This is a genomic window from Streptomyces sp. NPDC003034, from assembly GCF_053591375.1.
Genome location: NZ_JBSFTS010000018.1, coordinates 1 through 20439, shown reverse-complemented (window position 1 = coordinate 20439; position 20439 = coordinate 1). Strand labels below are relative to the sequence as shown.

At 70.6% G+C, this 20439-nt stretch carries 16 protein-coding genes and 1 pseudogene; 7 read left to right on the top strand and 10 right to left on the bottom strand.

Going from position 1 to position 20439, the window contains the following annotated elements:
- Positions 1-13 precede the first annotated feature (13 nt).
- A complete protein-coding gene (locus tag ACWDX7_RS18810; RefSeq protein ID WP_451488875.1) occupies positions 14-568 on the bottom strand; it encodes a Uma2 family endonuclease in 555 nt (184 codons plus the stop codon).
- Between the two features lie 102 nt (positions 569-670).
- On the opposite strand from ACWDX7_RS18810, the gene ACWDX7_RS18805 reads away from it, so the two are divergent.
- Complete coding sequence (locus ACWDX7_RS18805; protein ID WP_451488876.1) at positions 671-2497, top strand: NHL domain-containing thioredoxin family protein; 1827 nt, start codon at positions 671-673, stop codon at positions 2495-2497.
- An 87-nt stretch (positions 2498-2584) separates the two neighbouring features.
- Here the strand turns inward: ACWDX7_RS18805 and ACWDX7_RS18800 are convergent, their stop codons facing one another.
- The 5 genes from ACWDX7_RS18800 to ACWDX7_RS18780 all read right to left on the bottom strand — a co-directional run bounded on the left by ACWDX7_RS18800 (position 2585) and on the right by ACWDX7_RS18780 (position 7306).
- Entirely contained in the window at positions 2585-3877 is a 1293-nt protein-coding gene (locus tag ACWDX7_RS18800; protein WP_451488877.1) for a M18 family aminopeptidase, read from the bottom strand.
- A 102-nt stretch (positions 3878-3979) separates the two neighbouring features.
- A complete protein-coding gene (locus tag ACWDX7_RS18795) occupies positions 3980-4708 on the bottom strand; it encodes a hypothetical protein (protein WP_451488878.1) in 729 nt (242 codons plus the stop codon).
- Between the two features lie 92 nt (positions 4709-4800).
- Positions 4801-6627, bottom strand: a complete 1827-nt coding sequence (locus tag ACWDX7_RS18790; protein ID WP_451488879.1) for an acyl-CoA dehydrogenase — start codon at positions 6625-6627, stop codon at positions 4801-4803.
- Between the two features lie 116 nt (positions 6628-6743).
- Entirely contained in the window at positions 6744-7103 is a 360-nt protein-coding gene (locus tag ACWDX7_RS18785; RefSeq protein ID WP_451488880.1) for an ATP-binding protein, read from the bottom strand.
- Positions 7100-7306: a hypothetical protein gene (locus ACWDX7_RS18780; RefSeq protein ID WP_451488881.1), complete on the bottom strand. Its 207-nt coding sequence runs from the start codon at positions 7304-7306 to the stop codon at positions 7100-7102. The genes ACWDX7_RS18785 and ACWDX7_RS18780 overlap by 4 nt, the downstream gene beginning before the upstream one ends.
- A gap of 118 nt (positions 7307-7424) precedes the next feature.
- Here ACWDX7_RS18780 and ACWDX7_RS18775 point away from each other — a divergent pair, with 118 nt between their 5' ends.
- Genes ACWDX7_RS18775 through ACWDX7_RS18765 form a run of 3 tightly spaced genes read left to right on the top strand, consistent with a single transcriptional unit; the run spans position 7425 to position 9031 of the window.
- Positions 7425-8276, top strand: coding sequence for a helix-turn-helix domain-containing protein (locus ACWDX7_RS18775; RefSeq protein ID WP_451488882.1), 852 nt, complete (start codon positions 7425-7427; stop codon positions 8274-8276).
- Positions 8257-8559: a DUF397 domain-containing protein gene (locus ACWDX7_RS18770; RefSeq protein WP_451488883.1), complete on the top strand. Its 303-nt coding sequence runs from the start codon at positions 8257-8259 to the stop codon at positions 8557-8559. The genes ACWDX7_RS18775 and ACWDX7_RS18770 overlap by 20 nt, the downstream gene beginning before the upstream one ends.
- Positions 8560-8569: 10 nt before the next feature.
- Positions 8570-9031: an SseB family protein gene (locus ACWDX7_RS18765; RefSeq protein WP_451488884.1), complete on the top strand. Its 462-nt coding sequence runs from the start codon at positions 8570-8572 to the stop codon at positions 9029-9031.
- Between the two features lie 116 nt (positions 9032-9147).
- Here ACWDX7_RS18765 and ACWDX7_RS18760 read toward each other — a convergent pair whose 3' ends face one another.
- On the bottom strand, positions 9148-9585 hold the full coding sequence (locus ACWDX7_RS18760; RefSeq protein WP_451488885.1) for a hypothetical protein: 438 nt from the start codon (positions 9583-9585) through the stop codon (positions 9148-9150).
- Positions 9586-9938: 353 nt separating this feature from the next.
- On the opposite strand from ACWDX7_RS18760, the gene ACWDX7_RS18755 reads away from it, so the two are divergent.
- Positions 9939-10892 (top strand): pirin family protein, encoded by a 954-nt coding sequence (locus tag ACWDX7_RS18755; RefSeq protein WP_451488886.1) that lies wholly within the window; start codon positions 9939-9941, stop codon positions 10890-10892.
- A 97-nt stretch (positions 10893-10989) separates the two neighbouring features.
- Here the strand turns inward: ACWDX7_RS18755 and ACWDX7_RS18750 are convergent, their stop codons facing one another.
- Both ACWDX7_RS18750 and ACWDX7_RS18745 read right to left on the bottom strand, forming a co-directional pair.
- Entirely contained in the window at positions 10990-12087 is a 1098-nt protein-coding gene (locus tag ACWDX7_RS18750; RefSeq protein WP_451488887.1) for an AI-2E family transporter, read from the bottom strand.
- 120 nt (positions 12088-12207) lie between these two features.
- Positions 12208-14404 (bottom strand): annotated as a pseudogene (locus ACWDX7_RS18745) (ATP-binding SpoIIE family protein phosphatase).
- Between the two features lie 162 nt (positions 14405-14566).
- Here ACWDX7_RS18745 and aspS point away from each other — a divergent pair.
- Positions 14567-16384: an aspartate--tRNA ligase gene (gene aspS / locus ACWDX7_RS18740; protein ID WP_451488888.1), complete on the top strand. Its 1818-nt coding sequence runs from the start codon at positions 14567-14569 to the stop codon at positions 16382-16384.
- 100 nt (positions 16385-16484) lie between these two features.
- On the opposite strand, the gene ACWDX7_RS18735 is transcribed toward aspS, so the two are convergent.
- Positions 16485-17912 carry a VWA domain-containing protein gene (locus ACWDX7_RS18735; protein ID WP_451488889.1) on the bottom strand — a complete coding sequence of 476 codons (1428 nt, stop codon included), beginning with the start codon at positions 17910-17912 and terminating at the stop codon, positions 16485-16487.
- Positions 17913-18207: 295 nt separating this feature from the next.
- Between ACWDX7_RS18735 and ACWDX7_RS18730 the strand changes: the two genes are divergently transcribed.
- Complete coding sequence (locus tag ACWDX7_RS18730; protein WP_451488890.1) at positions 18208-20295, top strand: PhoX family protein; 2088 nt, start codon at positions 18208-18210, stop codon at positions 20293-20295.
- Positions 20296-20439: the final 144 nt, after the last annotated feature.

The following is a 20439-nucleotide window of genomic DNA, read 5'->3' as shown; positions in this document are numbered from 1 at the left end:
GCGCGGACAGGGCTCAGAGTCCGCTGGTGTCGAGGTCGATCGCGAAGGGCTCCGGCAGCCGGACCGGCGTCCCGAAGGGATGGGGGCCGTCGACCTTGGTGTAGCCGAGCCGTCCGGGACCGGAGAACAGCGTGACGGTCTTGTCGATGCGGTCGACCAGGAGGTAGAGCGGCGCCCCGTACTCGGCGTACCGCTTGCGCTTGACGACCCGGTCGGTCTCGGCGTTCGACTCCGAGGTGATCTCTACGATCAGCAGCGTCTGATCGGGCACGAGGGCCCCGCCCCCCTTGGCGAGCTCCTTCGGAGCCACGGCAAGGTCGGGGACGTACCAGTTCGCTGAGCCCGGAAGATCGAGGTTGCCGGAACCGGTGACACAGCCCAGTTCTCTGACGCGCGGTTTGATCTGGTCGCGAATCTCCTCGGCCGCGTTCTCGTGATCCCAGTTCGGTGTCACGGTGTCGATGACCCCTTCGACGATCTCGGTGCGATCGCCACTGTGGTGCTGGATGGCGTACTTCAGGGCCCGCTCGGGATCGATGCCCTCGCCGTAGTCGTGCGCGGTGGTCATGTCGGACGCCCCTTTCGCTGCCTGCCGCCAGACTCGCACGCCGGGGCGCCCCTCGTCGTCACCCCTGAGGGTGGACCGGAGCGGGGGTGGCACCCTGGACGCATGAATTCTGCCGCGCCCGCGCCCGCACCCCGTCGTGCCCGAGTCCGTGCCCCCGAGCTGATCGGCAAGGGCGGCTGGCTCAACACCGGTGGCAAGCCGTACACCCTCGCCGACCTGCGGGGACGGATCGTCATCCTCGATTTCTGGACCTTCTGCTGCATCAACTGCCTGCACGTCCTGGACGAGCTGCGCGAGCTGGAGGAGAAGCACCGCGACACCGTGGTGATCATCGGCGTGCACTCCCCGAAGTTCGTGCACGAGGCCGAGCACGCGGCCGTCGTGGACGCCGTCGAGCGGTACGAGGTGCACCACCCCGTGCTGGACGATCCCGAGCTCGCGACCTGGAAGCAGTACGCCGTACGGGCCTGGCCCACGCTCGTGGTGATCGACCCCGAGGGGTATGTCGTCGCCCAGCACGCCGGTGAGGGACACGCGCACGCCATCGGCCGCCTCGTGGCGGAGCTGGAGGCGCAGCACGCCGCCAAGGGGACGCTGCGGCGCGGCGACGGGCCGTACGTGGCGCCCGAGCCGGTGGCGAGCGACCTGCGGTTCCCCGGGAAGGTGCTCCTGCTGCCCGGCGGCAACCTCCTGGTGTCGGACTCCACGCGCCACCAGCTGGTGGAGCTGGCCCCGGACGGGGAGAGCGTCGTACGGCGGATCGGCAGCGGGGAGCGCGGGTTCACCGCGCGGAGCTTCAGCGAGCCGCAGGGCCTCGCGCTGCTGCCGGACGGCCGGGTCGTCGTCGCGGACACCGTCAATCACGCCCTGCGCACCTACGACCCGGGGACCGGGGCCGTCGAGACCGTCGCCGGGACCGGCCGCCAGTGGTGGCAGGGCTCGCCGACCTCCGGCCCGGCGCTGGAAGTGGACCTGTCCTCGCCCTGGGACGTGGCCTGGTGGCAGGGCCGGGTCTGGATCGCCATGGCCGGTGTCCACCAGCTGTGGATCTGGGACCCGGAGGCGGGCACCGTGGCCCTCGCCGCCGGGACGGCCAACGAGGGCCTGCTCGACGGGCCCGCCGCCGAGGCGTGGTTCGCCCAGCCCTCGGGGCTCGCCGCCGCCGGGGACCGGCTGTGGGTCGCCGACTCCGAGACCAGCGCCCTGCGGTACGTGGAGGCCACGCCGGAGGGCTACGCGGTCCGCACGGCCGTCGGCACCGGTCTGTTCGACTTCGGGCACCGGGACGGCGAGGCGGGCCGGGCCCTGCTCCAGCACCCGCTCGGGGTCACCGCCCTGCCCGACGGCTCGGTGGCGGTGTGCGACACGTACAACCACGCGCTGCGCCGCTACGACCCGGCCACCGGGCAGGTCTCCACGCTCGCGACCGATCTGCGCGAGCCGAGCGACGCCGTGCTGGTGGGTGAGGACATCGTGGTGGTCGAGTCGGCCCGGCACCGCCTGACCCGGCTGCGGCTGCCGGAGGAGGCGGTGCGCGTCGAGTCCGTGGCGCACCGTACGCAGCGGGCCGCGACCGAGGTGGCGCCCGGCACGCTCCGGCTGGACGTGGTCTTCCAGGCGCCCATCGGGCAGAAGCTGGACACCCGGTACGGGCCCTCCACCCGGCTGCTGGTCTCCTCGACCCCGCCCGAGCTGCTGGCGGCCGGGGAGGGGACGGGGACGGACCTCTTCCGCGAGCTGGAGCTGAACCCGGACGTCACCGAAGGCGTCCTGCACGTCTCGGCGATGGCGGCCTCCTGTGACGACGACCCCGCCAACGAGTACCCGGCCTGCCATGTCCACCAGCAGGACTGGGGGGTTCCGGTGACGGTCACCGCCGACGGGGCCACCCGCCTCCCGCTCGTGCTCGCCGGACTCGACGCCGAGTAGGCCGGCCGGCGAGCAGGTCAGCCGCCGAGCCCGGCGGGCGCGGCTCGGCGGCGCAGCCGCACGGCTCGGCGGCGTCGCCGAGCGGCGTCAGCCCTCCAGGAACGCGACGAGGGCGTTCGCCAGGAGGAACGGGTCGTCCGCGCCGCACAGTTCGCGGGCGCTGTGCATCGAGAGGATCGCGACGCCGATGTCGACGGTCTGGATGCCGTGCCGGGCGGCCGTGATCGGTCCGATCGTCGTGCCGCACGGCATCGAGTTGTTGGAGACGAAGGTCTGCCACGGCACGCCGGCCCGCTCGCACGCCCCGGCGAACACCGCGCGCCCGCTGCCGTCCGTCGCGTACCGCTGGTTGACGTTGACCTTCAGGATCGGGCCGCCGTTGGCGCGCGGGTGGTGCGAGGGGTCGTGGCGCTCCGCGTAGTTGGGGTGCACGGCGTGGCCGGTGTCCGAGGACAGGCAGATGGTGCCGGCGAAGGCCCGCGCGCGGTCCTCGTACGATCCGCCGCGCGAGAAGACAGAACGTTCCAGCACGTTGCCCAGCAGGGGGCCGTCGGCACCGGTGTCCGACTGCGAGCCGTTCTCCTCGTGGTCGAAGGCGGCCAGGACCGGGATGTGGTCGAGCCGTTCGGCCGTGGAGGCGGCGGCGAGCGCCGCCATCCCCGCGTGCACGGACAGGAGGTTGTCCATCCGGGGGCCGGCCAGCAGCTCGCGGTCGCGGCCCAGGTACGCGGGCGGCTCGATGGAGTGGACCATCAGGTCCCAGCCGGCCACCGAGCCCTGGGGCAGGCCCTCTTCCTCCTCCAGGAAGGCGATCAGGTCGCCCTCCTGGACCTCGCCCAGGCCCCAGATCGGCTGCATGTGCCGCTGCTTGTCCAGCTTGAGGCCGTCGGTGTTCACCGACCGGTCGAGGTGGACGGCGAGTTGCGGTACGCGCAGCAGCGCGCGGTCCACATTCACCAGGCGTTCGGTGCCGTCCCGCAGGGTGAGCCGCCCGGCGAGGCCCAGGTCCCGGTCGAGCCAGGTGTTGAGCAGCGTGCCCCCGTAGATCTCGACGGCGATCTGCCGCCAGCCCTGTGAGCCCGTGTCCGGGAGCGGCTTGACCCGCAGGTTGGGGGAGTCGGTGTGCGCGCCGACGATCCGGAACGGGGTGTGCGCGGCCGCGCCCTCCGGGACGTACCAGGCGATGAGGGCTCCGCCGCGCAGGACGAACTTGCCCCCGGTGCCCGCATCCCAGGCGTCCGTCTCCGACAACTGCCTGAAGCCTGCCTTTTCCAGCCGCTCGGCCGCATTGGCCACGGCGTGGTACGGCGACGGACTGGCCGTCAAAAAGGTCATCAGATCGTCGGTGTGGCCGCGGTCGAAGCGGGCGGGAGAGCTCATGTGGTTCACCTTAACGACGGTCGTGTTCGCCATGGCCGGACTGCGGCGGATAGCCGAGAGGCCGGGGTCCGCGGGGTTTGTGGTCCGCGGTCCCGGCCGGTCTCAGCCCGGTGGGCGCTCGAATCGGCGCTGAAGCTGTCTGCGCTCGCCCCGGCGGATGCGCGGGAGCATCTCCGGGGTCTGCGCGGAGCGCTGCGCGCGTCTCTTGCGTCCGGCGCAGAAGATACAGCCCTCGCCCGGTGGCGCGTCCGGATCGATCGGTGCGCCGGGGTGCTCGGAGCATCCCGAGGCGTTCCGGGGCCGTGACAGCTCGCGGGCCACGATGAAGGCGCGGTGGAGCTCGTCGGCGATGCGGACGAAGTCCTCGTCGGGCGAGCCCAGGGTCAGGTGGAAGCGCTGCTCCTCGATGGCGCGCAGGTGCCGGCGCAGTCCGTCGAGCGTGTACGGGGGATCGGGCACGGGGTAGCCCAGGCGCCGCTGCTCGGACGAGGCGCTCGCCGCCCGGCCGCCCTGGAGCCGGCGGCCGAGCCGGCGCCGGTCGTTGCAGATGAGGCAGCGGCCCCAGCCCTCGGGCGCTTCGGGGTCGAGGGCGCCGTTGGGGTGCTCGGTGCAGCCGGTGTAGCTCTTGGCGGGTGCCAGGGCGGCGGCCGTCTGGAAGGCCACGTACAGGGCGTCGGCCACCCCGTCGTACTCGGCGGGGTGCGCGCCGTCGTACAGGTCCGTGACGCGGTCCCCGAGCGCGCCGATGTTCGCCTGCAGCTCCTTGAGGGCGTACGGCCGCCCGGTCGGGACTGAGTACCCCCTGCTGCGGTGCTGCTCCATTCGACTCATGCCTACGAGCGTCCCACGAACCGATGACAACGGTGGCCGGACCCCCGCCGAGGAGGGTCCGGCCACCGTGTGTGTCCGTGCGGGCGCGCTTCCTAGAAGGCGGCCTCGTCGAGCTCCATGAGGGAGTTGTCGACGGCCTCGGCCAGCTGGCGCTGGACCGAGACGCCGGGCAGGACCTCGGCGGCGAAGAACTTCGCCGCGGCGATCTTGCCGGTGTAGAAGGGGACGTCCTTCGCGGAGGCGGTGGCGAGCTTCTCGGCGGCCACGGCCGCGCCCTTGAGGAGGAGGTATCCGACGACGACGTCGCCGGAGGCCATGAGCAGGCGGGTGGTGTTCTGGCCGACCTTGTAGATGTTCTTGACGTCCTCGCCGGTGGCGGTGAGGTCCACGATCATCTGGCCGACGATGGCCTCCAGGTCGACGGCGGCCTTGGCGAGCGCGTCCCGGGCGCCGGCCAGTTCCTCGCCGCCGACGGCCTCGGCCAGGAACTTCTTGATCGTCTCGGAGAGGACGTTCAGCGAGGCGCCCTGGTCGCGGACGATCTTCCGGAAGAAGTAGTCCTGGCCCTGGATGGCCGTGGTGCCCTCGTAGAGGGTGTCGATCTTCGCGTCGCGGATGTACTGCTCGATCGGGTACTCCTGCAGGTAGCCGGAGCCGCCGAAGGTCTGCAGGGACTGTGCGAGCTGCTCGTAGGACTTCTCCGAGCCGTAGCCCTTCACGATCGGCAGGAGCAGGTCGTTCAGGCCGACCATCGCGGAGGCGTCCTCGCCCGCGGCCTGCTTGACCTGGATCTCGTCCTGGATGGAGGCGGTGTACAGGACGAGGGCGCGCATGCCCTCGGCGTACGCCTTCTGCGTCATGAGCGAGCGGCGCACGTCGGGGTGGTGCGTGATGGTGACCTTGGGGGCGGTCTTGTCCATGAAGTTCGCCAGGTCCGGGCCCTGCACGCGCTCCTTGGCGTACTCCAGCGCGTTCAGGTAGCCGGTGGAGAGGGTGGCGATGGCCTTCGTGCCGACCATCATGCGGGCGAACTCGATGATCATGAACATCTGGCGGATGCCGTCGTGCTTGTCACCGATCAGCCAGCCCTTGGCGGGGTGCTGGTCGCCGAAGGTCATCTCGCACGTGTTGGAGGCCTTGAGGCCCATCTTGTGCTCGACGTTGGTGGCGTAGACGCCGTTGCGCTCGCCCAGCTCGCCGGTCTCCCAGTCGAAGTGGAACTTCGGTACGAGGAAGAGGGACAGGCCCTTGGTGCCCGGGCCGTGGCCCTCGGGGCGGGCGAGGACGTAGTGGAGGATGTTCTCCGACATGTCGTGCTCGCCGGACGTGATGAAGCGCTTCACGCCCTCGATGTGCCAGGAGCCGTCGGCCTGCTGGATCGCCTTGGTGCGGCCGGCGCCGACGTCCGAGCCGGCGTCCGGCTCGGTGAGGACCATGGTCGAGCCCCACTGCTTCTCGACGGCGATCTCGGCGATCTTCTTCTGCGCCTCGTTGCCCTCTTCGAAGAGGACGCCGGCGAAGGCCGGGCCGGAGGAGTACATCCAGACGGCCGGGTTCGCGCCGAGCAGCAGCTCCGCGTAGGCCCAGATGAGGGAGCGGGGCGAGGTGGTGCCGCCGATCTCCTCGGGCAGGCCCAGACGCCAGTACTCGGAGTCCATGAAGGCCTGGTAGCTCTTCTTGAAGGAGGCCGGGACGGGCGCGGTGTTGGTGGCCGGGTCGAAGACCGGCGGGTTGCGGTCGGCGTCCTCGAAGGAGGCGGCCAGCTCGTTCTCGGCGAGGCGGGCCAGCTCGGACAGGACGCTCTTGGCGGTCTCCGTGTCCATCTCACCGAAGGGTCCGGTGCCGTACAGCTTGTCGCGTCCGAGCACCTCGAAGAGGTTGAACTCGATGTCGCGGAGATTCGACTTGTAGTGCCCCATGGCGACGGCTCCGTTAAGGCTCGGTGAGACAGGTTCCTCGTGCATACCAATCGGTAACAACATGATGCTACCCACCGGTAATAACGGCAACCCTTCCGGGCCGACTGTGACCAGGGTCAAAGCTCGCACCACACCGTCTTGCCGTCGGGCTCCTGCCGGATACCCCAGCGCAGGGCGACGGCATCGAGCAGGGCCAGCCCACGCCCGGATTCGTCGGTGTCCGTCGCCTGGCGCGGTACGGGCCACTCGCGCGCATCGGGATCGGTGAGCTCGACCCGCGTACGGGTTGCCCTTCCGGTGATGCGCAGGGTGACGGGGGTGCCTTCGCCGAGGTGCGTGATCACGTTGGTCAGCAGCTCGCTGACGCACAGCTCGGCGTCGGGGGATGCCTCGGAGCCGAGGTGCTCGCGCACGGCGTGGCGGAGGAGCGGGACGGCCTTGGGCACGGCGAGCAGCCGGATGGTGAGCTCGTTCACCGATCGGCCAGGGCGGTAGCCAGGAGCCGGGCGGTGGCGACGTTGCAGTTGCCGAGGGTGATGAGGGGCGGGGTGCGGTAGCTACTGGCGTAGGAGGGGAGGTGCAGGTCGAGCGAGGGCAGCGTGATCCCGTGCGCGCCAAGGGCTGCGCGGAGCTGGTTGAGGGCGTCCATGGCCTCGCGGTCGTGGGGGTGGGTGCTCATGGGGGGTCCCGTTCCTGTGCGGACTGACTGTGACGAACTGCTCACAGGCTGACGGGCGTCGGCGTACCGTGGGAAGGGTTTTGGTTCCACGGTGCGAGGTGTGGAAAGGGCGGCTGTTGTGGCCCCACGCAAGGACATTGACGGCTCGGCGAGCGTTCCCGCCTTCTACGGCAAGGAGCTGCGCTGGAGGCGGGAGGAGGCGGGCCGGACGCTCCAGCAGGTGGTGGAAGGCAGCTTTTACGGGGTCAGCTACCTGAGCGAGATCGAACGGGCCCAGCGGTGCATGCCGGTTGATCTGGCGCGCCATGTCGACCGGGTGTTGGACACCGATGGTTTCTTCGAGCGGCGTTGCGAAGACGTCCGGGAGGCCCGGAAGGGCGCGCATGCGGCATATTTCGCGCCGATCGCGGAGGCGGAGACGCGGGCGCGGAGCATCGAAGAGTGGAATGGCTCGCTCATTCCCGGGCTGCTCCAGACCGAGAGCTACGCGCGGGCGATCATCCGTTCCACGAACTCCCTCGACCTCAAGGAGGAGGTCGACGCGAAGATCCACGATCGGTTGCAGCGGGCCAGGCTCTTCGATGACCCGAAGAAGCCGGAGTACTGGGTCATCCTGCATGAGTCTGTGCTTCGGGAACCGTTCCTGCCGCCTGCCGAGATGGCTGAGCAACTCGACCGGATCATCGCCTTGGCCGAGCGCAGCCGCATCGTTCCACAGCTCATGCTGTGGAACGCCCCTACCCGGCCTTTCATGGAGCTCTCGCTCCTGTTCATGCAGTTCGATGACGAACCGCCGCTGATGTACACGGAGGGCCCGTACCACGGCCAGACGATCGATGATCCGGCTCTCGTGAGGCAGTACCGCAAGGCATACGATCTGCTCAGGGCCGCCGCCTTGCCGCCGGAGGCGTCCCTCGCCCGGATCAAAGATGCGGCTGAGGACTACCGAAATGGCAAGCAACAGCACTGACTTGAGCGCAGCCATCTGGCGCAAGAGCACCTATAGCAACGGCGACGGCGGGGACTGCCTCGAAGTGGCGGAGGCGTTCCCGGGAGCCGCGCGCTGGCGCAAGAGCAGCTACAGCAATGGTGACGGCGGGAACTGCGTCGAGGTGGCCGACGGCCTGGACGGGATCGTCCCGGTTCGGGACTCCAAGCGGCCCGGCGGACCCGCGCTCATCATCGGCGCGGCCGCGTGGGTGCCGTTCGTCGCCGGACTTAAGGCGGCACCCGCAGGGACGGCAGCTCGGTAGTCTGTGCCGCATGTACGGCTACGACCAGAACCCGGGTGCCCAGCAGCAGGGCTACGCGCAGCCCCAGCCCCAGCAGGGCTACGCGCAACAGCCGCCGCTGTATCCCGAGCCGTCTCCGCCCTCCCTCGCGGACGCGGTACGCGCCTTCACCACGGGTCAGCTGTCCGCCGAGGACTTCCAGCAGATCTTCGCCGGGTCGAAGGTCTACTGCCCGCGCGGCGAGACCCCCGGATTCCTCGCGCTGCACAATACGCAGCAGCCGGTCATCCCGATGTTCACCACGCTCAAGGAGCTGCGGCGGTACGCCGGCAAGGAGTCCAAGTACTTCGTGATCACCGGCGCCGAGGTCATCGACCTGCTGCCGACCGGCTACGGCTTCGTCCTCGACATGGAGGGCGACCACCGGATGGTCTTCGACGCGAAGGCGGTCGAGCAGATGGTCGACTTCGCGATGCGCCGCATGTACGGCTGAGCGCTGTCCCGTGATCCCGCGAGGCTGACCGTGTCCGGGCGGCCGAGATGCGTGGCGGAACGGCCGGGCGGGAACGGCCCCCGCCGTTCCCGCCCGGTGTCACTCAACGACCATTACTAGTGGTCGTTGAAGTACACGTAATACTCGTTATCCCTATTGTCCGAGGGTTCAATCGATACCGAGAAGCCGATGTTGCTGTTTTCCGGAAGGTTGTACACGCCGCCGTCCGACGCGCTCCGGTAACTGCACTTGCCGTCGTTCTGGGTGTCGGTGAGGCTGTACAGGAAATCGCCGGTCGTGTGGTTGAAGACGTTGACCCACGCCTTCTTGCCGTCGGTCTTGGTGTCGCAGACCTTCACGTGGTCGCCATGTTCCTCGAAGTACGCCGCCGCGGCGCTGCCGCGGTCACGCAGCGGCCCGTGGTCCCAGTCAATGGCCGCCTGAGCAAAGCCTGGCGACATGGCCACTGCGAACGCCGCCATGGCCAGTGCGGATATTCCGCCCCGAACGATTTTCTTGCTGCGCAATTCACTCTCCCCTGTTTTGCGGTTCAACCGTGCGAGGCTAACAGCGGAAGGCGGGTCTTTGCTGGTCAGACCGCTGGGGAGGCGAGCTTATCGAGAAGTCGTGACAATTCGCGGATACTTTTTCAGGCGTTCAACGCTTTTAGTGCCTAACGGTCGTGGGGGGTGATCACGACTTATCGGGCTTCCGGGCCGCTGGTGATCCGGACGGTCAGGAGCTCTGGGGCTGCGGGACGGTCCTCGGCGGGGAGGCCGGGACGAGTGGCCGCAGGTCAGGCCGGGTGGAGCCCCGGTAGGAATGTCCTCCGGGGCTCCGCTGTTCTGTCGGGTGTGGCAGAAAGTTCGAGTTTCAACTAAACTCGGAACACAAGGAGGTCCTGACCATGCCCGCAGTGACTGTTGAGAACCCGTTGACGCTTCCCCGTGTGGCCGAGCCCCAGGCGGGCGTCCCGCGTGAGGTGCTGGCCGTCGCCACCGCTCCCGGTGGGTTCGAGGGTGAGGGCTTCCCGGTGCGGCGCGCCTTCGCCGGCGTCAACTACCAGTACCTCGACCCGTTCATCATGATGGACCAGATGGGCGAGGTGGAGTACGGAGCCGGCGAGCCGAAGGGGACACCCTGGCACCCGCACCGCGGCTTCGAGACCGTTACGTACATCATCGACGGCAGCTTCGTGCACCGCGACTCGCACGGCGGCGGCGGGGTCATCACCAACGGCGACACCCAGTGGATGACGGCCGGATCCGGCCTCCTGCACATCGAGACCCCGCCGCAGGAGCTCGTCATGTCCGGCGGCCTCTTCCACGGGCTCCAGCTGTGGGTGAACCTGCCCGCCAAGGACAAGATGATCGCGCCGAAGTACCAGGACATCCGCGGCGGCACGGTGAAGCTGCTCGCCTCGCAGGACGGCGGCACGCTGATCCGCCTGATCGCGGGCGACGTCGGGGGCCACGCCGGCCCCGGCGCCACCCACACCCCGATCACGATGATCCACGCGACGGTGAACCCGGGCGCCGAGGTCACCCTGCCCTGGCGACCCGACTTCAACGCCCTCGCCTACGGCCTCGCGGGCAGCGGCGCGGCCGGAGCCGAGCGGCGCCCCTTCCGCATGGGCCAGACGGTCGTCTTCGGCGACGGCGACTCACTGACCATCCGCGCGGACGCCGCGCAGGACAGCCGCACTCCGAACTTCGAGGTGGTCCTGCTCGGCGGCCTGCCGATCCGCGAACCGATGGCGCACTACGGGCCGTTCGTCATGAACAGCCGCGCCGAACTCACCCAGGCCTTCGACGACTTCCAGGCGGGCCGGCTGGGGACCGTCCCGGCCGGAGGCATCTGACCGAAGGCGCACAGCCGCCGCACAGCGGGCCGGCCTCCCGTGGGGCAACCACGGCAGGCCGGCCCGTCAGCGTCCTCAAGCCCGGGGCAGGCGGTGGCTACGCCTCGGGGACGGGTGCGGGCGGCTGGGGCGCGTACCGGACCCGGAGCTCGTAGATCACCCCGAACGCGGCCGCGGTCACGGGCACCGCGAGCAGCATTCCCAGGATCCCGGCCACGGTCGCGCCCGCGGTGATCGCCACCATGACCACCGCGGGGTGCATCTGGACGGTCCGGCTCTGCACCACCGGCTGGAGCAGGTTGCCCTCGATGACCTGCACGGCCAGCACCACGCCGAGGGCCCACAGACCGATCACCCAGCCCCGGTCGGCGAAGGCCACCAAAATCGCCACCGCCCCGGAGATGACCGCGCCCAGGTACGGGATGTAGGCGCCGACGAAGACCAGCGCACCGAGGCCCACGGCGCCCGGCACCCGCAGGATCAGCAGGCCCACGGTGATCAGGATCGCGTCGATGAGCGCGATGAAGGTGGTCCCGCGCATGAAGCCCTCGACCGCCTCGAAGGCGCGCCGGGCCATCGCCTCCAGCATGTCGCCCGTGTGGTGGGGCGCCACCGAACGCAGGGTGCCGACGGCGCGGTCGGAGTCGCGCAGGAAGAAGAAGATCAGCAGCAGCGCGAGGATCGCGGTGGCGATCACCTCGCCGACGACGCTTATGCCGCTGATGACGCCCGAGGCGGCGGTGCCGCCGAACTTGGCCAGCAGGTCCTTGGCGTTGGCCGCGAGGTCCTCCAGCGAGGTCCCGGCCGCGCCGAAGTGCCGGGCGAGGTCCCGGCCCGCGCGCCGCAGGGAGGCGACGATCTCGTCGCCCGTCTCGATGAGGGCGGCGACGACGATGTACGCGGCACCGCCGACGACCGCGACCACGGCGAGGCAGGTGAGCGCGGCGGCCAGGGAGCGGTTCACCCGCATGGCCACCAGCCGGCGGTGCATCGGCCCGAGCAGCGCCGTACCCAGGAGCGCCAGCAGTACGGGGGTGACGGCGGTCTGGAGGGTGATGCACAGCCAGATCGCGACCGCGGCCACCCCGGTGACCAGCAGGAAGACGGCGCACCAGGCGGCGAGCCGCCGCACCGGCTCGGGGAGCAGGGGCTTGCGGGAGCCGGGAGACGCCGGCGAAGTCGGAGGAATCGGCACCGCTGTATCCAACCACGGTTGCCACCGCCCGAGTCGGGTCGGGTCAGCGGGTCGGGCCAACGGCCGGAGGGCCGGGGGCCCGTTGGCAGGTCGGGGGTCGGGGGTGGCGCCGGGCCGGGGTCAGGGCAGCGGGTCCGGCCCCGGCTTCGACTGCTCGTTCAGCTCGAACCAGATGGACTTGCCCTCGCCCTGGGGATCCACGCCCCACGCGTCGGCCAGCATCTCCATCAGCAGGATGCCGCGGCCGCTGGAGGCCATCTCGCCGGGGTGGCGCTTGTGCGGGGGCTCGTCGCTGGAGTCGGCCACCTCCACGCGCAGCCGGCGCTCGCCCAGCTCCCCCGCCGCCTGCGCCACCAGCAGCGCGTCGCCGTCTGTGTGCGTCAGGACGTTCGTCACCATCTCGGAGACCATGAGCACCGCCGAGTCCACCTGCTCGGCGTCCGACCAGTCGTGCAGCAGCTCCCGGATCTGCTGCCGGGCGCCCGCGATCCGTTCGGGTTCCGTCTGGGCCACCGTCAGCACCGTACGGCGCACCGGGCGCGCCGCGTGCCGCGGCGAGGCAGCGCAGCCGCAGCCATCGCCCTCGCGGCACAGCAGCACGACGGCTATGTCGTCTTCGCGCCGGTCGGCCAGCGGGCCGGTGGTGTGGTGCGAGGACGGCCCGTGGACGGCTTGGACCAGCAGGTCCGCCAGCTTTTCCAGGGAATCCGTCCCCAGACTCGTCGAGGTGGGCGCCCCGGACTCCAGGACGGCCCGCAGGCGGGCCCAGCCCGTGTCCAGGTCGTGTCCGCCGGTCTCGATGAGCCCGTCGGTGCACAGCATCATCGTCTCGCCCGGCTCCAGGGTGAACCGGGTCGTGGGGTAGTCGGTGTCCGGGACGATCCCCAGCGGCAGGCCGCCCGCGGTGGACCGCATCAGGACGGTGCCGTCCGCCATCCGGATCGCGGGATCCGGGTGGCCGGCGCGCGCCACCTCCAGCATTCCCGTCCGCGGGTCGCACTCCACGTACAGGCAGGTCGCGAAGCGGGGACTCTGGTAGTCCGAGGCGGGGGCCGGTCCGGCGGGCGGGTCCTCGTACCCGTCGGACTCGTGGGAGGAGCTCAGCCCCGCGAGGAAGCGGGAGGCGCGGGACAGCACCGCGTCCGGGCGGTGGCCCTCCGAGGCGTACGCCCGTACCGCGATCCGCAGCTGACCCATCAGGCCCGCCGCGCGGACGTCGTGGCCCTGGACATCGCCGATGACCAGGGCGAACCGCCCGGACGGCAGCGGGATCATGTCGTACCAGTCGCCGCCGACCTGGAGGCCGCCGCCCGTCGGGACGTAGCGCGCGGCGATCCTCATGCCCGGGATCTCCGGGCCGAGCTGCGGCATCATCGCCCGCTGCAGGCCGGTGGTCAGCTCCCGCTCGGATTCGGCCACCCCGGCGCGCTGGAGGGCCTGGGCCAGCATCCGGGCCACCGTCGTCAGGACGGACCGCTCGTCGGGGGAGAAGGTCACCGGGTGCTCGAAGGCCGCCATCCACGCGCCCATGGTCCGCCCGGCCACGATCAGCGGCAGGAAGGCCCACGACGCCCGTCCGAAGCGCTGCGCGAGCGGCCAGGTGACCGGGAAACGCCGCTTGTACTCCTCCGGCGTCGGCAGGTAGATCGCCCGCCCGGTCCGCACGACCTCCGCGGCCGGATAGTCCGTCTCCAGCCGCATGTCCGTGAAGGGCTCCTCGTCCCCCGGGCTGTGCCCGTGGTGGCCGATGATCGACAGCCGCTCCCCGGCCACGCCGAAGACGGCCAGCCCGTCCGGGCTGAAGCCGGGCATCGACAAGGACGCCGCGACCCGCAGCACCTCCTCCGTGGACCGGGCCTCCGCCAGCGCCCGGCCCGCGTCGAGCAGGAACGCCTCGCGGGAGCGCCGCCAGTCCCCGGTGATCGGGGTGTGCGCGGCGGTGGCCCCGGGCTGCGGTTCGGCGATCTCCTGGATGGTGCCGATGAGCTCGTAGTCCAGGCGCCCCGCGGCGGTCCGGTTCTCCACCGGCTTGGAGCGGCTGCGTACGGTCCGCAGGACCCGCCCGTCCTCGTCCATGATCCGCAGCCGCGCTTCGGCCAGCGTGCCCTCGGCCACGGCGAGGGTGACGATGCCGTTTATCTCGTTCCAGTCCACGGGGTGGAAGCGGGAGCGTACGGCCACCTCCGGAAGGACCACGGGCTCGGCGGGCAGGCCGAGGAGCCGGGCGGCCTCGCCGTCTAGGGTGACCGTCCCGGAGGCGTTTGTCCCATCGCCACAGGCCCGTCGCGACGGCGGCCAGGACATCCTCGGTGCGCACACCCGTCATCTTTACAGGTCATCCGCCGCGGGTGCCTGTTGGCGGGGGCGGCGGGGGGCGTCGGCGGACCCCCCCCGCGGGCATGCCCGACCTGTCCTCCGCCCGGGCGGTAACCTTGTGAGGGTTGAATCCACCCTGGTACAGCGAAGAACTGGATGACTGATGCATCGGTACAGGTCCCACACCTGCGGCGAGCTCCGCGCCTCTGACGTCGGCACCGACGTCCGGCTCAGCGGCTGGCTGCACAACCGTCGAGACCTGGGCGGCATCCTCTTCATCGATCTGCGCGACCACTACGGCATCACGCAGCTCGTCGCCCGTCCCGGCACCGCGGCGAACGAGGCGCTTAGCAGCCTCACCAAGGAGACCGTCGTCCGCGTCGACGGCAAGGTCGTCTCCCGTGGCGCGGACAACGTCAACCCGGAGCTGCCCACCGGCGAGATCGAGATCGAGGTCTCCGAGGTCGAGGTGCTCGGCGCGGCGGGTCCGCTGCCCTTCACCATCAACACCGACGACGGTGTGAACGAGGAGCGGCGCCTGGAGTACCGCTTCCTCGACCTGCGCCGCGAGCGCATGCACCGCAACATCATGCTGCGCTCGGCCGTGATCGCCTCCATCCGCTCCAAGATGGTGGCCCTCGGCTTCAACGAGATGGCGACCCCGATCCTCACCGCGACCTCCCCCGAGGGCGCCCGTGACTTCGTGGTCCCCTCCCGCCTGAACCCGGGCAAGTTCTACGCCCTGCCGCAGGCCCCGCAGCAGTTCAAGCAGCTGCTGATGATCTCCGGCTTCGACCGGTACTTCCAGATCGCGCCCTGCTTCCGCGACGAGGACGCCCGGGCCGACCGTTCGCCGGGCGAGTTCTACCAGCTCGACGTGGAGATGTCCTTCGTAGAGCAGGAGGATGTCTTCCAGCCGATCGAGAAGCTGATGACCGAGCTCTTCACGGAGTTCGGCAAGGGCCGCGAGGTCACCTCGCCCTTCCCGCGGATCCCCTTCCGCGAGTCGATGATGAAGTACGGCAACGACAAGCCCGACCTGCGCGCCAAGCTGGAACTCGTCGACATCACCGACGTGTTCGAGGGCTCGGAGTTCAAGGCCTTCGCGGGCAAGCACGTGCGCGCCCTGGCCGTCCCGGACACCGCCGGGCAGCCGCGCAAGTTCTTCGACGGCCTCGGCGAGTACGCGATCTCGCTCGGCGCCAAGGGCCTGGCCTGGGTCCGCGTCGGCGAGGACGGCGCCCTGACCGGCCCGATCGCCAAGTTCCTCACCGAGGAGAACGTCAAGGTCCTCACCGAGCGCCTGGGCCTGGCCCCCGGCCACGCCGTCTTCTTCGGCGCGGGCGAGTTCGACGAGGTCTCCAAGATCATGGGCCCGGTCCGGGTCGAGGCCGCCAAGCGCGCGGGCCAGTTCGAGGAGAACGTCTTCCGCTTCTGCTGGATCGTGGACTTCCCGATGTACGAGCGGGACGAGGAGACCGGCCGGATCGACTTCTCCCACAACCCCTTCTCCATGCCGCAGGGCGGCATGAAGGACCTGGAGGAGAAGGACCCGCTCGACATCCTGGCGTGGCAGTACGACATCGTCTGCAACGGCATCGAGCTGTCCTCCGGCGCCATCCGCAACCACGAGCCCGAGGTCATGCTGAAGGCCTTCGAGATCGCCGGTTACGAGGCGGAGACCGTCGAGCGCGAGTTCGCCGGCATGCTGCGCGCCTTCCGGCTCGGCGCCCCGCCGCACGGCGGCATCGCCCCGGGCGTCGACCGCATCGTGATGCTGCTGGCCGATGAGCCGAACATCCGCGAGACCATCGCCTTCCCGCTGAACGGCAACGCGCAGGACCTGATGATGGGCGCGCCCACCGTCCTGGAGGAGTCCCGCCTGCGCGAGCTGAACATCGCGCTGCGCAAGCCGGTGGAGAGCAAGCCGGCGGACGCCAAGCCGGTCACCGAGGCGGTCCACCCGGACGCGGCGCGGTAACCGTACGACGAGATCGACACGAGTAGGGGGAAGGGCCCGGGGTCATGGATCCCGGGCCCTTCCCCCTGCTCGTGTCGTGCTGTGCGTGTCTGCGCCCGGGTCAGAAGCGGGCGAGGATGCCCTTGAGGAGCGCGGCGGAGGTCAGCTCGTGGGGCGCCGGACCGGCGTGGAAGAAGCCGGCGTTGTCGGCGTCCAGCTTGCGCAGGAAGTCGAAGGCCTTGGAGTCGTGGTCACCGAAGGCGACGAACTGCCAGTGGATGCCCGGGGCGGTCGCGGCCGCCTCGGTCAGTGCGGCCTTGGCGGGCTGGCGGCTGTCGGGGGCGCCGTCCGTCTGGAAGACGACGAGGGCCGGGCCCTCGCCGCCGTCCTTGCGGTAGTGCTCGACAACCGCCTCGACGGCCCGGTGGTAGCTGGTCCGGCCCATGCGGCCGAGCTCGGCGTGGCGCGCCTCGACCCAGGCGCCGTCGTGGCTGTCGAGGTCGAGGTCGGCGGTGCCGTCCACGTCCGTGGAGAAGAACACGGTGTGGACGGTGGCGGCGTCGTCCAGGTGCGCGGCGAGGGCGAGGGTGTGGTCGGCGAGGTGCTGGGCGCTGCCGTCCTTGTAGAAACCGCGCATCGACCCGGACCGGTCCAGGACGAGGTACACCTTGGCGCGGGCGCCGGTCTTCTCCTTGGCCCGCAGGACCTGACCCGCGGCCTTGTACGCCCCGGCGAGCCCGGGGGCCCGCCGCTTGACGGCGGCCAGCGCGTGCGCGGGCTCCGCCGGTGCGTCGGCCTCGACCTGGGCGGTGTCCGCCGCCGGTGCGGTGGCGGCGGGCTCGGGTGCGGGTGCGGCCTGGGCTTCGGTTTCGGTTTCGGCTTCGGCGGGTGCGGTGGCCTCGGCTTCGGTCGCGTCGGCGGCGAGGGCTTCTCCCGGGGCTTCGGCGTGCGGCTCCGGCGCGATGGCCTCGGCCTTCGGCTCGGCTGCGGGTGCAGGTGCGGCCTTGGCTTCGGCCGGGGTGGTCGCCTCGGCTTCGGCGGTCGGGGAGTCCGAGGTCGCCTCCGGCTCGGCTGCGGCCTCGGCTTCGGTGGCCACCGCCTTCGGCTCGGCTGCGGGGGCGGCCTTGGCTTCGGCCGGGGTGGTGGCCTCCGCTTCGGCGGTCGGGGGCTCCGAGGGCAGCTGCGGTGCGGGGGCCGCGGGCTCGTCCTGCCGCAGCTGCGGTGCGGCGGCCGCCGGCTTGGGGCCGTCCGCCTGCGGCTCCGCGGGGGTGGCGGGGGCCGGGCGGCGGGCCTCCGGAACCGTCGGGTCGGCGGCGGGAGACGGCGCCGGCGCCGGAGCGGTCAGGACCGTACCCGGTTCGCGGTCCCGCGGAGCGGACTGCGGGGGAACCGTCGGGTTGTCGAAGGCGGCCGCCACCAACTCGGCCGCCGAGTCCAGGGGGGTGCGATCCGCCTGGCTGGGGAGGGCCGCGGTGGCGGCGTCCGTCGTCTCCGGAACGGGTTCCGCAGACCGTCCGAAAACCTTGCGCAACAAGCTCCGAATACCCATGGGCCAGGCCTTTCTCATGAGTGCGTGCGTCATTTGTCCGTGCTGCGCGGATGATCCCTGCCCAGAGTGGACACGTAAGGTTATCGGCCGCTCGGCTGGATCTTCGGGAGGGGCGCCATTCGTGGCGTCCGGTGCGTGCACAGCCTCGCACCCTCGGCGAACTTCCGCCCCGACGTGCTGGATTCACCGGACGTTCACCCCGGCGCCGCCGCTTCGGCGCACGTCACGCCTAGCGTCACGGCTGGATTGATTCCGACATGTTGTCGGCGCCCACGCAGCTACTCGGAGGACACTCGTGCGCAAGCTCCTGCCGCTCATAGGCAACCCCCATGGGGGCGGACGTTCCGCTCTCACCTGCCGCTACCGCTGCGGCGATGCCTGCTTCCACGAGGTCCCGAACACCAGCGACAACGAGTATGCGGGAGATGTCATAGCCCGCGCCTACTCCCGTCGCGCGATGCTGCGCTCGGCCGCCGTCGTCACGGTCGCCACCGCCGCCGGCAGCGCCGCCACCCTGGGCGGCAGCGGTTCCCCGGCCAACGCCTCCTCCCTCGCCGGCGCCCAGAACGCCGGCTCCGGTGCGAACGGCGAGGCCGCCCGCGGTCTGCGCTTCACCCCGGTCGCACCGAACACCGACGACCGGGTGACCGTCCCCGCGGGCCACGAGCAGAACGTGGTCATCCGCTGGGGCGACCCCATCCTCAAGGGCGCCCCCGGCTTCAACGCCGACCAGCAGACCGCCGCCGCCCAGGCCGGGCAGTTCGGCTACAACAACGACTTCCTCAGCCTGCTCCCGCTCGGCGGCGACTACGAGCGCCGGCAGCTGCTCGTGGCCAACCACGAGTACACGGACGAGAACCTCATGTTCAAGGGCTACGACCCGGCCAACCCGACCCGTGAGCAGGTCGAGATCGGCTGGGCCGCGCACGGCCTGTCCGTGGTCGTGGTCCAGGAGGACCACCGCAGCGGCAAGCTGACCGCGGTCAGCCGCCACCACCTCAACCGCCGCCTCACCGCGACCAGCGAGTTCCGGCTGACCGGCCCGGCCGCGGGCGGCGACCTGCTGAAGACCTCGGCCGACCGTACGGGCACGAAGGTGCTCGGCACCCTCAACAACTGCGCCGGCGGCACCACTCCGTGGGGCACGATCCTGTCGGGCGAGGAGAACTTCAACCAGTACTTCGCCAATGGCGGCAGCGTCACCGATCCGGTCCAGGCCGCGCGCCTCAAGCGGTACGGCATCGGCGGCGCCGCCTCCGAGCGCAAATGGGAGCGGTTCGACAAGCGCTTCGACGTGGCGCAGGAACCCAACGAGTCGCACCGCTTCGGCTGGGTGGTCGAGCTCGACCCGTACGACCCGGACTCCACCCCGCGCAAGCACACCGCCCTGGGCCGCTTCAAGCACGAGGCCGCGCAGCCCCGCCTGACCGAGGACGGCCGCCCGGTCGTCTACATGGGCGACGACGAGCGCTTCGACTACTTCTACAAATTCGTCTCCTCGAAGCGGATGATGAAGGGCACCTCGCGCGCCGCGAAGGAGCACAACCTCACGCTGCTCGACGAGGGGACCCTGTACGTCGCCAAGCTCACCGGAGACGCACCGGCCGGCCAGATCGACGGCTCGGGCAAGCACCCGGCCGACAGCGAGTTCGACGGCACCGGCGTGTGGATCAAGCTCGCCACCGGCAACGTCTCGCATGTCGACGGCATGACCGCCGAGGAGGTGTACGTCTTCACGCGTCAGGCCGCCGACAAGGTGGGCGCCACGAAGATGGACCGCCCCGAGGACGTCGAGCCCTCCCCGCGCACCGGCCGCGTGTACGTCGCGCTCACCAACAACAAGGACCGCGGCGCGGCGGGCAAGGCCCCGGCGGACGAGGCCAACCCGCGCAACGGCAATAAGCACGGCCAGGTTCTGGAGCTCGCCGAGAACTTCGACGACCCGGCCGGCGACGGCTTCGCCTGGCGGCTCTTCCTCGTCGCCGGGGACCCGAACGACCCGTCCACCTACTTCGCGGGCTTCCCGAAGGACAAGGTCAGCCCCATCTCCTGCCCCGACAACGTGGCCTTCGACGCGCACGGCAACCTGTGGATCTCCACCGACGGCAATCAGCTCGGCAGCCACGACGGCCTGTTCGGTGTGGCGACCACCGGTGACCGCCGCGGTGAGCTGAAGCAGTTCCTCACCGTCCCGCGCGGTGCGGAGACGTGCGGACCGGTCATCCAGGACAAGCGTGTCCTGGTGGCCGTCCAGCACCCCGGGGAGATCGACGGCGCATCCGTGGAGAAGCCGCAGTCGACGTGGCCCGATGGCCCCGGCAAGATCGTGCGCCCGGCGGTCGTGTCCGTCTGGCGCAAGGACGGTCGCAACATCGGTGTCTGACCGGACCCGTTGAGCGGACGGTGCATGCGGGGCGCGCCCGTGTTTCACGTGAAAAAACGGCGCGCCCCCCCCAGGTTGAACTGTAAAAATAGGGCGCGGAAGGGGTTGAAATTATGTGTGGGTTTGCCCGCCGGGGACCCCGCG